The 20,000-nt window shown below is 62.5% G+C and carries 16 protein-coding genes; all 16 read left to right on the forward strand.

Annotated features, from left to right (window positions below; translation table 11 throughout):
- The first annotated feature begins 266 nt into the window (after positions 1-266).
- The 16 genes from galU to ACFSR7_RS02810 all read left to right on the forward strand — a co-directional run bounded on the left by galU (position 267) and on the right by ACFSR7_RS02810 (position 19,809).
- On the forward strand, positions 267-1,166 hold the full coding sequence (gene galU, locus ACFSR7_RS02735; RefSeq protein ID WP_378158886.1) for a UTP--glucose-1-phosphate uridylyltransferase GalU: 900 nt from the start codon (positions 267-269) through the stop codon (positions 1,164-1,166).
- Positions 1,150-1,842 (forward strand): sugar transferase, encoded by a 693-nt coding sequence (locus tag ACFSR7_RS02740; protein ID WP_378158887.1) that lies wholly within the window; start codon positions 1,150-1,152, stop codon positions 1,840-1,842. The genes galU and ACFSR7_RS02740 overlap by 17 nt, the downstream gene beginning before the upstream one ends.
- 12 nt (positions 1,843-1,854) lie before the next feature.
- Positions 1,855-3,114 carry a glycosyltransferase gene (locus ACFSR7_RS02745; protein ID WP_378158888.1) on the forward strand — a complete coding sequence of 420 codons (1,260 nt, stop codon included), beginning with the start codon at positions 1,855-1,857 and terminating at the stop codon, positions 3,112-3,114.
- Positions 3,115-3,170: 56 nt separating this feature from the next.
- On the forward strand, positions 3,171-4,451 hold the full coding sequence (locus tag ACFSR7_RS02750; protein WP_378158889.1) for an O-antigen ligase family protein: 1,281 nt from the start codon (positions 3,171-3,173) through the stop codon (positions 4,449-4,451).
- Entirely contained in the window at positions 4,448-5,671 is a 1,224-nt protein-coding gene (locus tag ACFSR7_RS02755; RefSeq protein WP_378158890.1) for a glycosyltransferase family 4 protein, read from the forward strand. Before ACFSR7_RS02750 ends, ACFSR7_RS02755 begins: the two co-directional genes overlap by 4 nt.
- Positions 5,672-6,727 carry a glycosyltransferase gene (locus ACFSR7_RS02760; protein WP_378158891.1) on the forward strand — a complete coding sequence of 352 codons (1,056 nt, stop codon included), beginning with the start codon at positions 5,672-5,674 and terminating at the stop codon, positions 6,725-6,727. It abuts the gene before it with no gap.
- The gene (locus tag ACFSR7_RS02765; protein WP_378158893.1) at positions 6,724-7,608 is read left to right on the forward strand and encodes a glycosyltransferase; all 885 of its coding nucleotides are present in this window, start codon (positions 6,724-6,726) and stop codon (positions 7,606-7,608) included. The genes ACFSR7_RS02760 and ACFSR7_RS02765 overlap by 4 nt, the downstream gene beginning before the upstream one ends.
- Positions 7,605-8,969 carry a lipopolysaccharide biosynthesis protein gene (locus ACFSR7_RS02770; RefSeq protein WP_378158894.1) on the forward strand — a complete coding sequence of 455 codons (1,365 nt, stop codon included), beginning with the start codon at positions 7,605-7,607 and terminating at the stop codon, positions 8,967-8,969. The genes ACFSR7_RS02765 and ACFSR7_RS02770 overlap by 4 nt, the downstream gene beginning before the upstream one ends.
- A 28-nt stretch (positions 8,970-8,997) precedes the next feature.
- The gene (locus tag ACFSR7_RS02775; RefSeq protein WP_378158896.1) at positions 8,998-9,558 is read left to right on the forward strand and encodes an acyltransferase; all 561 of its coding nucleotides are present in this window, start codon (positions 8,998-9,000) and stop codon (positions 9,556-9,558) included.
- 102 nt (positions 9,559-9,660) lie between these two features.
- The gene (locus ACFSR7_RS02780; RefSeq protein ID WP_378158898.1) at positions 9,661-10,638 is read left to right on the forward strand and encodes a polysaccharide pyruvyl transferase family protein; all 978 of its coding nucleotides are present in this window, start codon (positions 9,661-9,663) and stop codon (positions 10,636-10,638) included.
- The gene (locus tag ACFSR7_RS02785) at positions 10,635-12,065 is read left to right on the forward strand and encodes a sugar phosphate nucleotidyltransferase (RefSeq protein ID WP_378158900.1); all 1,431 of its coding nucleotides are present in this window, start codon (positions 10,635-10,637) and stop codon (positions 12,063-12,065) included. The genes ACFSR7_RS02780 and ACFSR7_RS02785 overlap by 4 nt, the downstream gene beginning before the upstream one ends.
- Positions 12,062-13,402: a UDP-glucose dehydrogenase family protein gene (locus ACFSR7_RS02790; protein ID WP_378158902.1), complete on the forward strand. Its 1,341-nt coding sequence runs from the start codon at positions 12,062-12,064 to the stop codon at positions 13,400-13,402. The genes ACFSR7_RS02785 and ACFSR7_RS02790 overlap by 4 nt, the downstream gene beginning before the upstream one ends.
- A gap of 28 nt (positions 13,403-13,430) precedes the next feature.
- The gene (locus ACFSR7_RS02795) at positions 13,431-16,361 is read left to right on the forward strand and encodes a chitobiase/beta-hexosaminidase C-terminal domain-containing protein (protein ID WP_378158904.1); all 2,931 of its coding nucleotides are present in this window, start codon (positions 13,431-13,433) and stop codon (positions 16,359-16,361) included.
- A gap of 14 nt (positions 16,362-16,375) precedes the next feature.
- A complete protein-coding gene (locus ACFSR7_RS02800; RefSeq protein WP_378158905.1) occupies positions 16,376-17,674 on the forward strand; it encodes a sulfotransferase family protein in 1,299 nt (432 codons plus the stop codon).
- Entirely contained in the window at positions 17,671-19,614 is a 1,944-nt protein-coding gene (locus ACFSR7_RS02805; protein ID WP_378158907.1) for an asparagine synthase-related protein, read from the forward strand. Before ACFSR7_RS02800 ends, ACFSR7_RS02805 begins: the two co-directional genes overlap by 4 nt.
- Before the next feature lie 66 nt (positions 19,615-19,680).
- Positions 19,681-19,809 carry a paeninodin family lasso peptide gene (locus tag ACFSR7_RS02810; RefSeq protein WP_282909749.1) on the forward strand — a complete coding sequence of 43 codons (129 nt, stop codon included), beginning with the start codon at positions 19,681-19,683 and terminating at the stop codon, positions 19,807-19,809.
- The last annotated feature ends 191 nt before the right edge of the window (positions 19,810-20,000 follow it).

The following is a 20,000-nucleotide window of genomic DNA, read 5'->3' on the forward strand; positions in this document are numbered from 1 at the left end:
AGCAGCTCGGTTTCTGCAGGGCGTTAGTTGCTAAAAGGCAGCTAATTGCCGGCTGGGAGCCGGGTCCGATCCAAATAGATGTTAAAAGGCATGTAATCAAGCCATGGCTCGGTCAAATGAGCGATAATGCCGAAATTAGCTGCCTTCTGAACGCTATTTCGTAATGGATTCCATACGAATCCGAATTAGATGCCTTTTAACACTTATTCACGATGCAAGAATTGTACAAGCATTTCTAAAGAGAATGACGGATGGGGTGAGAGCGTATGAAAAAAGTGAGAAAAGCGATTATTCCTGCGGCAGGCCTCGGCACGCGCTTCCTGCCTGCCACGAAGGCAATGCCCAAGGAAATGCTGCCGATCGTCGACAAGCCGACCATACAGTACATCGTAGAAGAAGCGATCGAATCCGGAATCGAAGATATTATCGTCGTGACGGGCAAAGGAAAACGGGCGATCGAGGATCACTTCGACATCGCCTTCGAGCTGGAGCACACGCTGGAGGAAAAGGGCAAGCTCGACATTTTGAGCAAGGTTCGCAAGTCGTCCAACGTCGAGATCCACTACATCCGGCAAAAAGAAGCAAAAGGCCTCGGACATGCCGTCTGGTGCGCACGCAACTTCATCGGCAACGAACCGTTCGCGGTGCTGCTGGGCGACGATATCGTGCAGTCGGACACGCCGTGCACGCGGCAGCTGATCGAGCAGTATGAGCAGACCGGCAAGTCGGTCATCGGCGTACAGGCGGTCGGTACCGACCAGACGAACCGTTACGGCATCCTCGATCCGATCGAGCGGCGCGGACGTCTGTACCAGGTGCGTCGTTTTGTGGAGAAGCCGCCGCTTGGACAAGCACCGTCCAATCTGGCCATCATGGGCCGCTACGTACTGTCGCCGGAGATCTTTGAATTTCTCGGCAAGCACGAGGTGGGCGCCGGCGGCGAGATTCAATTGACCGATGCCATTCAGCGGCTCAACGAAGCGCAAGGCGTTCACGCCTACGACTTCGAAGGCATGCGTTACGACGTCGGCGAAAAGCTCGGCTTCATAATGACGACAATCGACTTCGCACTGCGCGACGAGGAGCTCAGGTACCGCCTGATGGACGGGCTCGAATCGCTGATTAGGCGCGAGAAAGTGGGGGAAAGCCATGGCTCTGCGGTATGACATGGAGCTGGTCGCTCGCCTGACGGACTTCGAACGCAAGCGGATCGCGGCCCAAAACGACGGCAAGCTGGCGATGTATACGTCGGTCAAACGCGCCATGGACGTTGCGGGCTCCCTGTTCGCAATCGCGCTGTTCAGTCCGATCTTCGCGGTTACGGCGGCGATGATCAAGCTGGAAAGCCCGAAGGCGCCGGTCTTTTTCCAACAGACGCGCATCGGCAAAAACGGACGCAAATTCAAAATGTACAAGTTCCGCTCCATGGTGCCGGACGCCGAGCAGAAGCTCGCCGCGCTGCTGGCCCAAAACGAGATCAAAGGCGCGATGTTCAAGCTGAAGGACGACCCGCGCATCACCCGGATCGGGCGGTTCATCCGCAAGACGAGCATCGACGAGCTGCCTCAGCTCGTGAACGTGCTCAAGGGCGAGATGTCGCTGGTGGGTCCACGGCCGCCGCTGCAAAGAGAGGTGGAAGAGTACTCGGACTACGATAAGCTTCGGCTCTCCGTAAGCGGAGGCTGCACGGGACTGTGGCAAGTGACAGGACGCAGCAACCTCAGCTTCGAGCAGATGGTGGAGCTGGATCTGGAATATATTCGCAAACGGAGCATTCGGGGGGATCTGAAGATCATTTTCCGGACCTTCAAGCTGCTGCTTGGGGCCAAAGACGCTTTTTAAGGGTGGCGACAGATGAACAAGATTTTGTTTATTACGAATCGGCTGCCTTTTCCCGGCACGGACGGCCGCAAAAACATGCTGCTGCAATACGTTCGGCACATGAAAGAGATTTACCCAGGCAGCGAGATCGTCAACCTCTCGTTCGTGGACGACCCGAAATACTTATCCCAACGCCCGCCGGAAATCGGCAGGCTGGCGACGCTAGAGCCGCCGGGCAAGCTTGAAAAGCTGTACAACATCGTCGTCCATTCGCTGATCCGGCGCAAGTGGCCGCTGCAGGTATCGGTGTACTACAGCCGCAAGACGCACCGCAAGATCCGGGACTTCGTCCGCGAGGAGGAGCCGGACTTCGTGCTCTACGACATGGTGCGCGTGGCCGAATACCTGGCGCCGGGCCAAGGCCGCAAGGTGCTGAGCTACGACGATCTCCTGTCGCTGCGCTACCGCCGCCAGCTCGACTGGTTCCAGTACATCCCGTCCGTGCTCGGCGGGTTCTCGGACAAGCTGCCGAGCGGCCTGAAGAAGTTCGCGGACCTGAAGTTCGTCCAGAAATGGCTCATTTCCTTCGAGAGCAAAATGCTGGGCAAGTACGAAAAGCAAGTGGCCCCGCGATTCGACCATCTGATCTTCACCTCCCCGGCCGAAGCGCAAAACTTCAGGAAAACGACGCGTCACGAATCCTGCCACGGCGTCCCGATGAAGGTCGAGCCCGACGTGCGGATGCAGGCCAGAGGCTCCCGGCTTTACGACAAAAACAAGGTCGTATTTGTCGGAAAAATGGACATTCCCCACAACAGCTCGGCAGCCGTGTACTTTTGCGAGCGCGTCTGGGCTCGAATCAAGCAGAGCAACCCGGCAGCGGTCTTCTACATCGTCGGCAAAAATCCGACGGCCGAAGTACTGCGCCTGCAGCGCGACCATCCCGGCGTTATCGTCACCGGCGAGGTGGACGACGTCAAGCGGATCGTCGGCGACTCCGCCCTTATGATCGCGCCGCTATTGTTCGGCACCGGGATCAAGACCAAAATTCTCGAGGCGATGTCCTGGGGCGTACCGGTCGTGACCAATGCGATTGGCAGCGAAGGCCTGGACGCGAACAACGGCGAGGACCTGTTCGTATGCGAATCCGAAGACGAGATGGTGCGCAGCGTACTGCTGCTGATGGGCGACAGCGAGATCAACGACAGCATATCGGGCAATTCGATCCGTTACGTGAGCCGCCGGTTCAGCGGGTCGGCGACCCGTAAAAACATGGAGCTGATCCTATCCTAGCGCGGGATCGCGGCGAGCCGATCGATCTCGTCCGCGCTTCGGTCGTCGCGCTGTTTTTGTTCTCGCTGGCGGTCATCACGTATGACAGCTTGCCATACTTCGCTTTCTCGGTCTATCGCCCGCTGGCGATGTTTCCGATGTTCGCCGCCTCGCTCCTGCTGTTGTTCACCGACTTCAAGTTCCGCCCCGGAGACGTGCCGCTTCTGATCTTCGCCGCTTACAGCATCGGGCATTCGCTGATCGCATCGGTCGGCGGAGACATGGGCGCGAGCCTCAAGCATGCCGTGACGCTGTTGTTCGGCATATCGATGTACAGGGTGTCCATGTATATCGCCGAGCAGGCCAGAAACGATCCCGCGCTTCGCAGGCAGATCGCGATATACCTGCTCGTCGGCTTCGTGCCGCCGCTTGCGGCGGGCATGCTGCAGCTCGCGGACGCTTACTTGATCCGCAGCGGCTTTTCCGGCGTGCTGACCGGCCTGTTCTCCGAGAAGGTATACAAGGGCCGCATCCAGCTGTTGTCCGGCGAGCCGTCCTGGGGCGGCATTCACCTGCTGACCGGCGGTTTGCTGCTGCTCTATCTGTTCAAGGAAGGGTACCGGAAAATTACGCTTGCGCCGCTGATCGGCTGTGTCGTGCTGCTGGTGCTTTCGTTTTCGGCCTACGCCTACAGCGTGCTGTTGATCGCGCTGCTCGTCTATGTGCTCATCGCGAACAAGTATCGCTTCCGCATGCTGCTCGCGCTTGGCGCCATCGGGCTCGTCGTCGTCGTCGGGGTTCCGTTCCTGCTCGAGACGCTGAAGGTCAGCGGTTATTTCACGGACCGGTTCCAGTTCGATTTTCCGCATCTGCTGCGGTCGGACAATTCATTTTTTATCCGCGTCATTTTCCCGGCCATCGGCTTTATGGAGTTTTGGCATCATCCGATCTTCGGCGTCGGCGGCGGATATTATTACCGCGAGTTCGCGGAGCTGCTGCGCGGACATTTCGATTACGGCATGAAGTTCACCGAGGTCGCCAATCTCGTGAACGACCATCCGGAGATGGCCACCTCGCGCAATATGTGGTCCAAGCTGTTTGCCGAGGAAGGACTGCTCGGCGCGCTGCTGTTCCTCGGGTTCATGACGGCCGCACTCCGCAGCTCGCGCCGCCATCCATACGCCCAGTTCGCGTTCGCGTTATGCGTTTCGCTCGTTATGAATTTCGATTCCTACTCCTTCGTGAACTTCTGGCTGCTGATCGGATGGATCCGGGGCGGGTTTTTTGAAGGAAGGCCGGACGTCCGGGCGGCAGAATGGGATACGCAGAACGATAGGGAGTTGAGACGTACCGCATGAAAATCGTCATTGTAAACAGCTTGTATACGCCTCATATCATCGGAGGGGCGGAGATATCGACGCAAATTCTGGCGGAGACGCTCGCTTCCGTCGCCGACGTTCACGTGCTGACGCTCGGCGGGCACGGACGCGCGGAAGGCGTCCGGGAAGAGCGGATCGGCGGCGTCACCGTACACCGGATGCCCCATGGCAGCCTGTATTGGATCGGCGATTCCAAACGTCGGGGCGTCCTGATGCGGACCGCCCGCAGGCTGACCGATCTGTACAATCCGCGGATGAACGAAGCGGTGCGGGAACGGCTGGCCGCCATCAAGCCTGATCTGATCCATACGCAAAACCTGTCCGGGTTCGGCGCCGGCATCTGGACGGCGGCCGTCGGCCTGAACGTGCCGATCGTGCATACGCTTCGCGACTATTCGCTGCTGTCGCCGGTCAGCTCGCCGATCAAAAATCCGCTGCTGGCGCGGTTGTACGCGATGACGACAAGCGGCTACAGCCGGCATGTGTCCGCGGTCGTAGGGATCTCGTCGCACATCTTGAAGCGCCATACGGGTGCGGGACTGTTCCCGGCCGCCGCGCCGAAGGTCATCCCGAATGCGGTGGAGGGCGGCATCGCCGCCAGCGAAAAGGACTTCGACAGACGTCCGCTTCGCATCGGCTACTTCGGTCGGATCGAACCCGAGAAGGGCGTGCGCGAGCTGATCGAAGCGGCGATGTCGCTTCCGCCGGACGTCGTCGAGCGCATCGTCGTCTGCGGAGAAGGGAGCCTTCGCGCGAAGCTCGCCGACGATTGCCGCGAGGACGCGCGCTTCGTATTCCCCGGCAAGGTGAAGCCTGCCGAGGCGCGCCGCTTGATGGGCGAAGCCGATGTCAGCTTCGTTCCCTCGGTTTGGGAAGAGCCGTTCGGCCGAGTCATCATCGAGTCGTACCAGGTCGGTACGCCGGTGTATGCGACGGACGTGGGCGGCATTCCCGACGCGGTATACGATCCCGAGGAATTTCTGTTCCCGCCGGGCAGCGCCGCGGCGATCCGGGCCAAGATCCTGTCGTATCACTCGCTTCCGGGCGAGGAGAAGCGGCGCATTCAGGCGGCTTGCCTCAAGCACTGCCGAGGATTCACGCAAGCGGCGCTGCTCGACCGGCATCTGGACCTTTATGATCAGACGCTGGCCGGCGGCGAATATACGCCGGTCAAGACCGCCGTCGGGCAGGTGCATTAAATGAGCGAACCTACTGTCTACATGTGGCCTAAGTCGAACCCGCACAACAAATACACCGATCTGCTCGCCAGGTCGCTCGAACGTCGGGGCCTGCGCGTCGAGCATTATGCCAAGGGCTCGCAGTTCAAGCCGCGCCGGGGAGATATCGTCCATATTCACTGGCCGAGCTACACGTACCAGGCATCCACATTTCCGCTGACCGTCGTCAAATCGCTGTTTTTTATTTTTCTGCTCTACTGGTACAAATTCCTCGGGGTGCGTCTGTTCTGGACGATCCACAACATTTGGCCGCACAAAGGCCGGTCGCGCTGGGACTTTTTCGTCCGCAAGCGGCTGCTCGGCCTCTGCGACGCCGCGTTCGTGCTCAGCGAGTCGTCGAAGCGCGAGGCCGCCGAGGTGTTCGGCGCCCCGGAGGACAAGATCGTCGTGACGCCGCACGGCCATTATGACGATGCCTATCCAAGCCGCGGCATCGACATCCGGGCCAGATTCGGCATCCCGAAGGAACGGTTCCTGTATCTGTTCGTCGGCAGGATCAACCGGTACAAAGGCGTGGAGCAGCTCGTGTCGGCATACCGGTCGCTCGAAGATTCGAACGCCGCCCTGCTGATCGCGGGACAGGCGGATACGGGCTACGACCTCGGCTTCATCGGCGAGGGCAAGACGGGGGATGAAGCGGGAGCGATCAAGCTTCACTCGTCGTTCGTAGACGACGGGGAGCTGGCCGACTATCTGCTCGCGGCCGACGCGGTCGTGCTGCCTTACCGGCAGATCACGACGAGCGGGAGCGCCATCCTGGCGCTGACCTTCGGCAAAGCCGTCGTCGCGCCGCGGCTCGGCTCGCTCGGCGAGTACGTGTCCGAAGGCTGCGGCGTCCTGTACGATCCCGACGACAAGGACGGACTGCGCAAGGCGCTGCGCGATGTGATGAACATGGACCGGCAGAAGACGGAGCGCCGGATCGCGGACAAGCTCAGGGAGCTCGACTGGGACCGCATCGCGGATCGGATGCTCGCCGTCTACGCCGGCCGGATACCGCAAGAGGTGAACGCATGAAAGCAACGGTAGCGATATGCACGCACAATCGGGCCGCGGATCTGCGGGAGGCGCTGCTCAGCCTGCTGAAGCAGCGGTTCGATTCCTTCGAGGCGATCGTCGTGGACAACGGCTCGACCGATTCCACGGCGCAGACCGTGCACGAAATCGAGCGGATGGTCAGCTTCCCGGTCCGCTATATCTACGAGGCGAAGCTTGGCCTCTCCGTCGCCCGCAACCGGGCGATCCGCGAGTCGCAGGGCGAGTACGTGCTGTTCCTGGACGACGACGCGGTCGCGTCGGAGGACTGGATCGCCGGCATCGTCGCCCTGTTCGAGCGGGATGCCCGCATCGGCGTCGTGGGCGGCAAGATCGAGCCGGCCTGGGAAGGGGAAGCGCCCGCCTGGCTTGCGCCCGAGAACCGCACGCTCTATACGATCCTCGATTATGCGGAAGACATCGTGGAGATGAAGCGGCCGCATATTCCATTCGGGGCCAACGTGGCGTTCAGGCGCTCGGCGCTCGATATGGCGGCGCTGTTCCGCGAGGACCTGGGACGCGTCGGGAGCAACCTGCTCTCGAGCGAGGAGGGGGAACTGATCGACCGTATCCGCACCCGGTATTCGGTCTACTACACGCCGTACGCCTCGGTGCTGCACAAGATTCCGCGCAGCCGCATCAGCCGCAAGTGGCTGCTGAGACGCATCTACTGGCAGGGCGTCAGCAGCGCGGTCAGCTCGAAGAGCAAAATGCGCGTGTTCGCGCGGTCGATCGTGAAGGTGCCGATCATCGTGCTGCTCTCACTGCCGGTTCTGTACGACAGGCGGCGCGTGTTCCGCAACGTCAGCCGGATCGCCTACAACAACGGGCAGATCAGCGGCGTGCTGGGCACGTACGAATGAGCAGGATCAGCCGCCTGTGGAGCGGCGGAGGCGCGCTCTCGGCCATTATGAAGACGAGCGCCGCCAACCTGATTATCGTGCTGCTCGGCACCGTCACTTCGATCGTAACGGCGCGGATGTTCGGCGTGGCAGGCAAGGGCGAATTTTCGGCGATCCTCTTCTGGGCGACCTTGCTGGCCGGCGTCTTAAGCTTCGGGCTGCCGACGTCGCTGATCTTCAACCGGCGGACGCATCCCGCACATGGACCGGCATACGTGAGAGCCGGCTTCCTGTTCCAGCTGCCTGTATGCGTGATCGCAGGCGCGGTCGCCTGGTTCTGCATGCCGGCCTGGCTTGGCAATTACGGCGACCACATCGTGGCCATTGCGCGGTGGTATACCGTACTCACGCTGCCGCTGCTGCTTATGGTCAACCTGCTGTCGGCGCTCGCGCAGAGCATGGAGAACTTCGGGCTGTACAACGGCATCCGGCTGTACGTGCCGCTGAGCAACCTGATCGGTCTGCTCGCGCTGTGGGCTAGCGGGTATTTGAGCCAGTTTTCCTCGGCGCTCATGTTCCTCGTCACGAGCCTGTGCGTCGTCTGCTGGGCCTTATACCGGCTGAGACGGGAGCTGGCGGTGGGCTGGTTCGGAAAAAAGGAAGCTGCGGCCGCAGACGGCGCCAAATCCGGCGAGCGCGGTCCGATCAAGTCGCTGTTTGGCTACGGCACCCGCGTATACGGCGTCGAGCTGCTCGGCACGCTCTACATGCAGTGCGACAAGCTGATCATCCTGTCGCTGCTCGCGCCGCGGGAATTCGGCCTGTATACGGTCGTATACACGCTGTCCCGCGTGTTCAACATCGTCCAGACCGCTATCTCGGGCGTTGTGTTCCCGAAGGTGACGGGACTCTCGCAGGAGGAGGTCGTCGCCAAGGTCAGCCGGGCGTTCCGGCTTTCCTTCCCGCTCATGCTCGCGGCGCTCGTGCCGGGCGTGATCGTCGGCCGCTGGCTGCTCGGCTTGCTCTACGGCGAGCCGTTCCTGGCGGCGGACACGGCCTTCTATCTGCTGTCTCTGGAATGCGTCGTCGGCGGCGGCTCCTGGATTCTCGCTTCCTCCTTCAACGCGATGGGGCGGCCGGGCCTGGTCGTCACCAGACAGGCGATCGCGCTGGCGCTGACCGTCGGCCTCTGCTTCTTGCTCGCGCCGGCTTACGGGCTTAACGGCATCGCGCTGGCCATGCTGATCGGCGCCTTCAGCCGGATCGTCATCTCGGTCGCGGCCATGAAGATCGTATTCAAAGCGCCCGTCTCGGGCGTACTGTTCGATAAAGAGGACTGGCGCTTCCTGGCGGGCCGCCTGTCCAGGGCTGCGCAGTCTTGACCTGGCAAGGAAGGACGACATCACAGACATGCAGCTCATGCAGCTTCAGGGCATTTCAGTAAAAAACGTTTGGAAGCAAGGCTGCAGAGTGCTGCGCGGCGCGCTGTTCCGCCGCAAGACCGCCTTGTGCGGACGCTGGCTGCGGGTAGCCGGCGGCGTGAGGGTGTCCAAGACGAGGCGGTCGAGGCTCGTCCTCGGCAGCTACGTCCTCCTGTACAGGGACATCGGATTGTTTCTGGATTCGGAGGAGGCCGTCGTCGAGATTGGCGACCATACGTTCCTCAACCGGCGGAGCGAGGTCATGTGCAAGCGGCACGTCAAGATCGGCAGCCACTGCGCCATCTCCTGGGACGTCACGATTTCGGATACCGACTATCACGCGCTGGAAGGCTCGGAGGCGACGCGGCCGGTACATATCGGGGATCGGGTGTGGATCGGCAGCCGAGCGACCATCCTCAAGGGCGTCACGATCGGCGAAGGCGCCGTCATCGCGGCGGGCGCAGTCGTCTCGAAGGACGTGCCGCCCCGTGCGCTCGTGGCGGGCGTCCCGGCGAGAGTCATACGGGAGAACGTGAACTGGTCCCTTTAGAGGGACGAACTGGGACGAACCGCGCAAGACAAGCAACAACGGAAGCACCGATCATGCTAGCAACGATATAAACGCGTAGCTACACGCGAAGGAGACAAGCGGATGGAGATCGCGACCTTATCGGCTCACCCGATGGATGAGCTCAAAAACCGGCTGAGGCTCATACTGAACGTCATTCCGCCCGGCTCGAACATCTATTATATCGACTATCCCGTTTATTCCAACGGCGGCGACCTGCTCATTATGAAAGGGACGGAAGCCTTCTTCAGGGAAAACGGAATTCGGGTGCGGGCGCGATACAGCGCGTTCGATTTTCCCGACGGGCTGAGCGTGCCGAAGGACCATATTCTCGTGCTGCAGGGCGGCGGCAACTTCGGCGATCTGTACCCCGTGCACCAGAAGCTGCGCGAGCGGGTCGTCGCCGGCTATCCGAAGAACCGGGTCGTCATTCTGCCGCAGACGATTCACTACAAGGACGTGCGTGAGTTCGACCGGACCGCAGATATCCTGAACCGCCACAAGGACGTGCATCTGTTCGTTCGCGACACGCTGTCGCTGGATATGGCGAAGGACAAGTTCAAGCACTGCGGCGTCTATCTGTCCCCGGACATGGCGCATCAGCTGTGGCCGATCCGCGGCGGCGGTGAGCCGGCACGGGATCTGCTCCGCTTCATGCGCACCGATATCGAGAAAACGGCCGGGCAGGACGGGCTGACGCTCGATGGCACGGGCGACGATCTCGATTGGTCGACGCTGTACAGCCGTACGGAGCATCGGTCGATCCGCGCGATCGGCAAGGTGCTGCGCATTTCCAAGGGCAAGCTGCCTGTCGGGAAGTTCTGGATCAGGTACTCGGACCGGCTCGTGAGCAAGGCGGTCGAGCGGTTCGCGCAGTACCGTACCGTGCAGACGTCCAGGCTTCACGGCCATATCCTGTCCTGTCTGATGGACAAGCCGAACGTCTTGTACGACAACGCGTACGGCAAAAACGGCCGCTACTACAGGACCTGGACCCAGGGCATCGCATCGGCCAAGCTGGCGGCGGAGCCGACGAACATGAAGAGCGGAGGGATGGCATGAAAATCGTGCTCCTGTCAGGCGGATCGGGCAAGCGGCTCTGGCCGCTGTCCAACGATTCCCGCTCCAAGCAGTTTCTGAAAGTGCTCAAGGATCCGTCAGGCCGGCCGGAATCGATGATCCAGCGGGTATGGCGGCAGCTCGGGGACGCCGGGCTGCAGGATCATGCCTACGTGGCGACGGGCAAGTCTCAGGTTGAGATTTTGTACGGCCAGCTCGGCAGCGATGTCAGACTCATCGCCGAGCCGTCGCGCAGGGACACGTTCCCGGCGATCGCGCTCGCGGCGACGCACCTGTATGCGATGGAAGGCGTAAGCCTCTCCGAAACGGTCGTCGTCATGCCGGTCGATCCTTACGTCGACGGCCGGTTTTTCGCGGAACTCGCGAAGCTCGAACGTGCGCTGGACGCTTCCGGCGCGGATCTGGCGCTCGTCGGCGTGCAGCCGACGTACCCGTCCGAAAAGTACGGGTATATCCTGCCCGGATCGAGCGCCGCAGGTGAGGACGGGAGCGTCGGCACGGCTGCCGACGCGCATGAAGGCGGCCAAGCGCCGTTCATGACCGTACGCGGTTTCCGCGAGAAACCGGCAAAAGCCGAGGCCGAGGCGATGATCTCGGAAGGCGCGCTGTGGAACTGCGGCGTGTTCGCATTCAAGCTCGATTTTCTGATCAATATTCTCATTGCCCACGAGCTGCCGATCCAGCATGAGGAGATGGCGAGGCGTTACGACACGCTGCCTCAGATCAGCTTCGACTACGAGGTCGTCGAGAAGGCGAACCGGATCGCAGCCGTTCGCTACGATGGCGACTGGAAGGACTTGGGCACCTGGAACACGCTCACCGAGGAGATCGCCGAGCCGCTTACCGGCAAGGGCACGATCTCGCCGCAGACGCGGGGCGCGCACGTCATCAACGAGCTGGACGTCCCGATCGCGGTGCTCGGCTTGTCGGACGTCATCGTGGCCGCGAGCCCGGACGGGATCCTCGTCGCGGATAAGGCGCTGAGCCCAATGGTGAAGGACCTGCTTAAGTCCGCGGATCAGCGGCCGATGTACGAGGAACGGCGCTGGGGCAGATACCGCGTGCTGGACTATGCAGTCTATCCGGACGGACGCGAGGTGTTGACCAAGCGGATCACGATCGCGGCGGGACGCAACCTCAGCTATCAGTACCATAGCCTGCGGGACGAGGTTTGGACCGTCATGGCGGGCAGCGGCACCTTCGTCCTGAACGGACGCATCTCGTCCCTGGCAGCCGGCGACGTCGTCCGGATTCCCAAGGAAAGCATGCACAGCGTGCGCGCGGAGCAGGATCTCGAGATCATCGAGGTTCAAACCGGAACGCTCCTGATCGAGGAGGATATCGTCCGGCTGGAGATGGTCTGGGGAGAAATCATGGAACTATGCGAGTCACAGGAGGGATCCATTTGAAAATCGCGGTAATCGGTACCGGCTACGTCGGACTCGTGTCGGGGATCTGCTACGCCGAGCTCGGACATGCGGTCGTCTGCGTCGACAAGGATCCGTACAAGATCGCCACGCTGCAGAGCGGAGGCATACCGATCTACGAGCCGGGTCTCGAGGAGCTGTCGCGCAAAGGCGTTGCGGCGGGCAAGCTGCGCTACACGCACGATCTGGCGGAGGCCGTGCGCGGCGCCGATCTCGTCGTTATTGCGGTCGGCACGCCGCCGCTGCCCAGCGGCCAGGCTGACCTGTCCTATATTGACGCGGCGGCCGCGGAGATCGCGGACGCGCTCACCGGCTATGCGATCGTCGCCGTCAAGAGCACCGTCCCCGTCGGCACGAACGAGCGGGTGCGCGATCTGATCCGCGCCAGGACCACCGTGCCTTTCGACAGCGTGTCGCTGCCGGAGTTCCTGCGCGAAGGCTCGGCCGTGCGCGACACGCTCGAGCCGGACCGGGTGGTCATCGGCGCCGACTCGCCGGCCGCCGCCGAGCGGATCGCCGAGCTACACCGGCCCCTGACCCAGCAGGTCATGGTGACTGACATTCGGAGCGCGGAGATGCTGAAGTATGCCTCGAACGCGTTTCTCGCGACCAAGATTTCGTTCATTAACGAGATCGCCAACATCTGCGAGAAGGTCGGCGCGGATGTGGCGGAGGTCGCCGCGGGCATGGGGCTCGACCGGCGGATCGGCACCGCGTTCCTGAACGCGGGCATCGGCTACGGCGGCTCCTGCTTCCCGAAGGATACGCGGGCGCTCATCCAGATCGCCGGCCACGTGGAGTACGAGTTCAAGCTGCTGCGCTCGGTCGTCGAGGTCAATCAGGACCAGCGCATGCGCATCGTACGCAAGCTCGAGACGATCTTCGGCGGCGAGCTGCGCGGCAAGACGGTCGCGGTGTGGGGGTTGTCGTTCAAGCCCAACACGGACGACGTGCGCGAATCGCCTGCGCTCGAGATCATCCGGCATCTGGTCGACAGCGGCGTAATCGTGAAGGCGTACGACCCGATCGCGACGCCGAGCTTCCGCGGATTGTTCGGGGACGGCAGCGTCGTCTGGTGCGACGGCGCGCTCGAAGCCGCGCGCGGCGCAGACGCCTTGTGCCTGCTCACCGAATGGGAGGAGTTCGCGAGAACAGACCTGCACAGCCTGCAGGAGACGATGCGACAGCCCATCCTTATCGACGGGCGCAACGTGTTCAAGGAAACGGATCTTGCCGGTACGGCATTCGTCTATTATTCGATCGGCCGCCCGAGCCTGAATCAAGGCGTCAGAGAGGAGATGCCGATCCTCCAGTATTAAAGGCACGGTCCAAAGGAGCTTCGTCATCATGAAAAGAAAAACGATCTGGCTCCTGGCATACGGCATGCTCGTCGTCGTGCTCCCCGCTCATTCGCAAGGGGACAGCCCCGGCAGCTACGAGATTGAAGTCGACGACCTTGCCGATTGGGGGCAGACGTACGGGCATTCCGAGACGCTCGCGCTGCGAACGGTCGCAGGCGGCGCACAAGACGCCACCCGCGTCGCACCGAGCGGCGCGGCGGGCGAGGAGCTCGTCTACAAGACGAAGGGCAATATGCGCTCGTTCACGGTTCAGACTTACGGGGGCGCGAGCGTCGCGAGCGGCGGGCTGCAATTTCTGGTCTCGGCCGACGGAGAGACGTACCGGAGCGTGACGCCGGACGTACACGAGGATCCGGGCGAATCCAAGGCCGTGACCTACGCGTCCAGGGGATTCCCGCTCGGCACGAAGTATCTGAAGATCGTGTTCGAGGGCGGTAGCGCCGGCGCCGCGCCTGAGATCGGCGAGGTCGTGCTGAACGACGCCGCCGGCATCGAGGCCAGCAAGCCGTCGGGCGCGGTATTGTACGGCAGCATGATCATGCTGACGCCGAAGGAGGAGGACGAAGCCGTCTACTATACGACGGACGGCAGCGACCCCCGCACTTCCGCGACGCGCAAGCTGTACGGCTCGCCGATCACGGTCGCGAGCGAGACGCTGCTGAAGACGACGTCGGCGAAGCCGGCGAGCGGTCCGGCGAAGGCGACGGACGGCGTGTCCACGTATTCGTACACGCCGTACCCGCTCGTCTCGCCGCCGCCGGGCATTGACGACAAGCTGGACAACTTCAATCTGACGGCCGTCCGCGCCAACGTCTATACGGCGACCGACAATCCCGCCTACTACGGCGGAGACGGCCGCCGAGCGGTCCGGGCGACGCTGGGGGCCGGCGTGCTTCTCTATAAGACCGAATACGAGATGACTTCCTTTTCGGTCAGCAGCTATTATTTTGCCGGCCTTCCGCTGAGCAAGCTGAAATTTTACGCCTCTTCCGACGACGAGACGTACAACGAGGTCGCCGCCGAGGCCTATCCGGCCGGCATTCCCGTGAAAAACTGGCAGCCGTACGCATACGAGAACATGTCTCTGCCGGCAGGCACGCGATACCTGAAGATCGAGCTGCTGGGCAAGGACAAATCCTGGACCCCGCAGGTGTCCAGCGTGGCGATTAACCTGAACACGGCTTCAGTGGCGCTGACGACGTCCAAAACGAAGGGCGGCATGCTCGCTTCGCTCGCCGCGGCGACCGAAGGGGCCCGCATTTACTATCGGCTGAATGAAGGAGCGGACTTCCTGCCGTATACGGCGCCGATCCCGCTGCACGGGTACTACCGGCTGGAAGCGTATGCCGTTAAGGAAGGGCTGCAGCCGAGTCCCATCCGCAGCTATACCATCAATGCGAGCGATGATGTAAAGCTTGACCGGTTCGGCCAGATGGAGGACGCGAGCTTCACGGGCAAGGTGACGTCCGAGTCGCAGCTGGCGGCGGACGCGAAGGCCGACGCGGCTTACTATGCGAGCCTCCAGCCGCCGGCCGGGCGAGACGCCTACGGCGGACTGGCCGGCAGCAAGGAAAAATACGGCTTCAAGGCGACCGGCTACTTCGCAATTCAGCGCCTTAACGGCCGCCCGGTCATGACGACCCCGGCGGGCAATCTTTATTTCAGCCTCGCGGTCAACGGCGTGACGCTGAACGAGACGTATTCGCTCGTAAAGGGCAGGGAGACGCTCTACGAAGCGGTGCCGCCCTATGCCGGCGAATACAAGCCCGCCTGGTTCGGGACGGACAGCTTCTCGTATTATGCGGCCAACAAGTACCGCAAGACCGGCGCCTTCCCGACGGAGCACGACGTCTACATGGAAGCGATCGGGCGGCTTGCAAAGTGGGGCTTCAACGGCATCGGCGGTTTCTCTCCGGAGAAGTACGGCGAAGAGGGATTGTTCCCCTACACGCGCATGCTGCCGCTAGACAGCATGAGCTGGGCCAAGATCAGCGGCCTGTCGATCTTCGACATCTATGCGACGGGCGCCGAGGCCAAGCTGGACAAGGCGTTCGCCCAGGCGGTCGCGCCGTACAAGGACGACCCGATGCTGGTCGGCTACTTCATCGGCAACGAGTACGATTTTCACAAATTCTATCAGGTCGTGCCGGGCCTCAAGGCGAGCAAGGCGGCGATCAAAGGCCGGCTCGTGCAGCGTCTGGCGTCCAAGTACGGCACGATCGCCTTGTTCAACAAGGCATGGAAGACGAACTTCGCCTCGTTCGACAGTCTGAAGGAAGCCAAGCTGCCCGTAGAAACGACTGCCGCCTGGAGCGATATGAACGGGCTGTTCGCGGAGTATTTGGACCGCTTCTACGGCACGGTATCCAAGGTGTTCCGCAAGTACGACCAGCATCATCTGCTGCTCGGCGACCGGTGGACCGTGACGGCCTTCCGCGATACGAAGCTGCGCGGCATGATCGGCGCAGCCGAAGGCAAATACGCGGACGTGATCAGCCTTAATTATTACTCGTACAACGTCGAGACCGATTTGCTGGCCGATCTGCACGCAAAGGCGGGCAAGCCGATCATGATGAGCGAGTTCGGCTACGGCACGTCGGAGCAGGGACTCGCGCAGCTCATTCAGAACGCGGCGTCGAACCAGGCGCAGCGCGGCATCCGGTACCGCAATTACGTGGAGGGCGTCGCGTCGCTGCCGTACGTCGTCGGCGCCAACGTGTTCAACTACGTGGACCAGGCGGGCCTTGGCCGTCACTGGCAGGGCGAGTGGGGCGAGCATTACAATTCGGGTCTCGTCAATGTCGCAGACCGGCCGTACAAGGACTATGCGACGGCGGCGAAGGCGACCAACGACGACATCTACCGGATCATGCTCGGCCAGCGGCCGAAGTATTTCTACGAATTCAACAAGAAGTGAAGGAGGCGCCCCGGATGGTCGACGCAAGCGGCAACAACCTCGTATTCCTGCTGTGCACGCCGCGGAGCGGCAGCTCCCTGGCCACGGTCATGCTGCAAAATCACAGCAGGGTGTATGCGGCGCAGGAGATGTGGTTCCTCATGAGCCTGCTCGACCTGAAGGCGGCGCAGCGGCGGGCGTACGGCGGCGGAGCGATCCTCGAGCGGTTTTTCGGCGGCGTGCTGCCCGAAGACGCGTTCGCGGACGCGTGCCGGTCGTTTGCGGTCGAGGCGTACAACGGACTCCTGCGCGGCAGCGATGGCGCGGACATCGTCGTCGACAAATCGCCGAGATACTATTATCTGCTGGAGTTCCTCGACGCGCTGTTCCCCCGGTCCAAGCGGATCTGGCTGCTGCGCAATCCGCTGGACGTGCTCGCTTCGTACAAGAAGCTCGGCGCGTCGCGCGGAGGCGCTGTGGACCTTGCGGAATTGCTCACGGGCTCCGCGTTTGATATCAAGGCCGCGGATCTGACGATCGGACTGCTGCGTTACATGCAATACTTCGCTGCGCCCGATCCGTACGCTTACCGGCTGCGCTACGAAGCACTGGTCGCGGATCCCCGCGGTCAGCTGGCGGGCGTGAGCGAGTTCCTCGGCATCAAGTACGAGGAGGGCATGGAGCGGTACGGCGAGCGGATGGGGACGGCGAAGTCGGAACTGTACTTCAGCATGGGCGTCGGCGATCCCAACGTCGCGGACCATGCCGCGCCGCACACGAAAGCCGTCGGCTCCTGGAAGGAGACGCTTACGAAGAAGGAAGCGGAGCTGTACGTTCGCTTGCTGGGCGCAAAGACCTTCGAGGGCCTTGGCTACGGCGAAGCGTTGGCCGAGGCGGAGCGCTGGACCGGCGCCCGCTTCGAACGCGAGCCGGAGGAAGCGCTGCTGGCGCTGCGGGAGAAGCAGCTGACCGACTCGACGGGGAACCGGTGGGAGCCGGCGTACGCGATGCGGAGCGGGGGCGTTGGCGAAGTAAAGGCAGCGGATGGCGCTAAGGATAGAAATGCGGATCGAGCTGTGGATAGAGTTGCAATTTCGGCGATGGCGGATGAGGCGAAAGAGGTTCGTGCGGCGGATGCGCGCGTACACCAGCTGCAGATGACCGTCCGGGCGCTGGAAATGCGGCTCGAAGCCGGCATTCGCGAACAGCGTCATCTCCGCGCGCAGCTCGGCGCAATGAAGCGGAAGGCGGATTGGCTGAAGTCGGCCATTCCCTTCGGCAGGCGCCTGTCTCGGTTCGCATCGGCCTACATGGCCGGCGGAGGGAAGAAATGAGCGCGCTGGCAGGTTTGATCCGCTTTGACGGCCGGGAGGTCGAGGCAGCGGACGGCGAGGCGATGATGAACGCCATGTCGCGTTACGTCGCGGACGACGTGCGCACCTGGCACGACGGACCGGCGTTTCTCGGATGCCGCATCCGCTGGATTACGCCGGAATCGGTCGGCGAGCGGATGCCGGACGGCGATGCCGGCGGCGGTTCGGGCGGGCGGCTGCGGATCGTCGCGGACGCGATCCTCGACAATCGCGGCGACCTGTTCGAGCGGCTCGAGGTACCGTCCGCCCGCAGGTCAGCCGTGACGGACGGCGAGCTGATCCTGCTCGCGTACCGCAGGTGGGGACGGCTCGCGCCAACGCACTTGATCGGCGACTTCGCGTTCATGATCTGGGACGAGACCCGCAGGGAGCTGTTCGGCGCACGCGATCTGTTCGGCAGCCGCTCGCTCTACTACCACATCGGCACAGGGCGTATCGCCTTCGCCACGACGATGGCTCCGCTGCTGGCGCTGCCGGACATCGGCGGCAGGCTGGACGAATTGTGGCTCGCCGAATTCATGGCGATTCCCGAGATGTTCGAGTCCACCGACGCCGGCGCTACGCCGTATGTCGGCATTCGCCAGGTGCCGCCGGGACATTCGGTCGTTTTCGTGGATGGCCGGGCAAGTTTCGAAGCCTACGGCTCGATCGAGCCGGACAAGCCGCTGCTTCTCAGGTCGGACGGCGAGTATGAGGAAGCGATGCGCGACGTCTTCGGCGAAGCCGTCCGCGCCAGGCTGCGCACGCATCGCGAGGTCGCGGCGACGCTCAGCGGCGGCCTCGATTCCGGCGCGGTCGCAGGCTTCGCGGCGAGGGCGCTGCTGCAGGAGGGCAAGACGCTCCACGCCTACAGCAGCGTGCCGTCCAGCGGCTTCGCCGATTGGACGCCCGGTCATGCGGCGGCCGACGAGCGTCCGCACATCTCGGCCACGGTAAGGCATGTCGGAAATATCGACTCGTCGTACATGGACTTCGAGGGGATCAGCCCTTTGAGCGAAGTGGACGAATGGATCGATCTGCTGGAGTCGCCTTACAAGTTTTTTGAAAACTCGCATTGGCTGAAGGGCATTCACGAGCGTGCGGGCAGTCGGGGAGCGGGCGTCCTGCTCACCGGCGCGCGGGGCAACTTCACCGTCTCGTGGGGGCCTGCGCTCGACTACTATGCGCAGCTCTTGAAGCGCATGAAGTGGATGCGGCTGTCGCGCGAGCTGCGCATGTTCGGTGCGAACAAAGGCATCGGCCGGCGGCGTCTGCTGTCGACCTTGGGGAAGATGGCCTTTCCGGCGCTCTCGGGCGGCCGGCGCGGCGGCGAAGAGCCGGACTTGCCGGCGATGCTTATCCACCCCGACTTCGCGCAGCGCACGGGCGTATTCGCCAAGCTGCGCGGCGGCGGAGGCGGATCCCGGGCGGCGGATCCCTTCTCGCTGCGCAGGGACAAGCTTGCCAGCCTGTCGGCCGCGAACAAAAACGGCGCGACCGCGACCAAGCTGTCCCTGCGCTACGGCGTCTGGGAGCGGGATCCGACTAGCGACCTGCGGGTCGTAAGGTTCTGTCTCTCGGTGCCGGTCGAGCAGTACGTGCGGGACGGCATGGACCGGGCCCTGATCCGCCGCGCGGCGAAGTCCGTGCTGCCTGACGAGGTCCGGCTCAACCAGCGGATTCGGGGCGTCCAGGGCGCGGATTGGATCCACCGGGCGGCGCCGATGTGGCCGCACTTGCAGGACGAGCTGCGGCGGCTCTGCAGCGATTCGGCCGTCGCCGGCTACCTGCACGTCGACCGGATCCGCGCAGCCGCGGCCGGGATCGGGCGGGAGCCCCGTCCAGAGCTCGCTTTTCACCCGGAGATGAGGCTGCTCCTGCGCAGCGTGATCTTGTACAGATTCATTAAAAGGCACGCCTGACGATCGGAGACGCCGGTCGCGCCTTCCGGCGCAAGGACCCGGCTTTTGAAAGGAGGTGAACGCACAATGGCAAAGCAACAATGGCAAACGCCCGAGCTCGAAACGCTGAACGTCAGCGAGACGATGTACGGCAAAGGCATGACGAACATCGATTTCGTCACTGTCGAAGACATGGACATCTACACGCCGAGCTGATTATGCTTCAAATTTTAAAGTGTCCTTATACAGTCCGAAAGCGGACTGTATAAGGACTTCTTTATCCATTCGCCAAGGCTTGAACGCAGTTAGAGGCACGAGTATGCACGTAAATACAGTTTAAGGACGCATCCGATGTTACTGGAAAAGGATGCACGAAATTCTCGGTTTGCGGTTATCCCGTTCGCTAC

It is taken from the genome of Cohnella sp. GCM10020058 (assembly GCF_042683485.1).
Taxonomy (GTDB): Bacteria; Bacillota; Bacilli; order Paenibacillales; family Paenibacillaceae; genus Cohnella.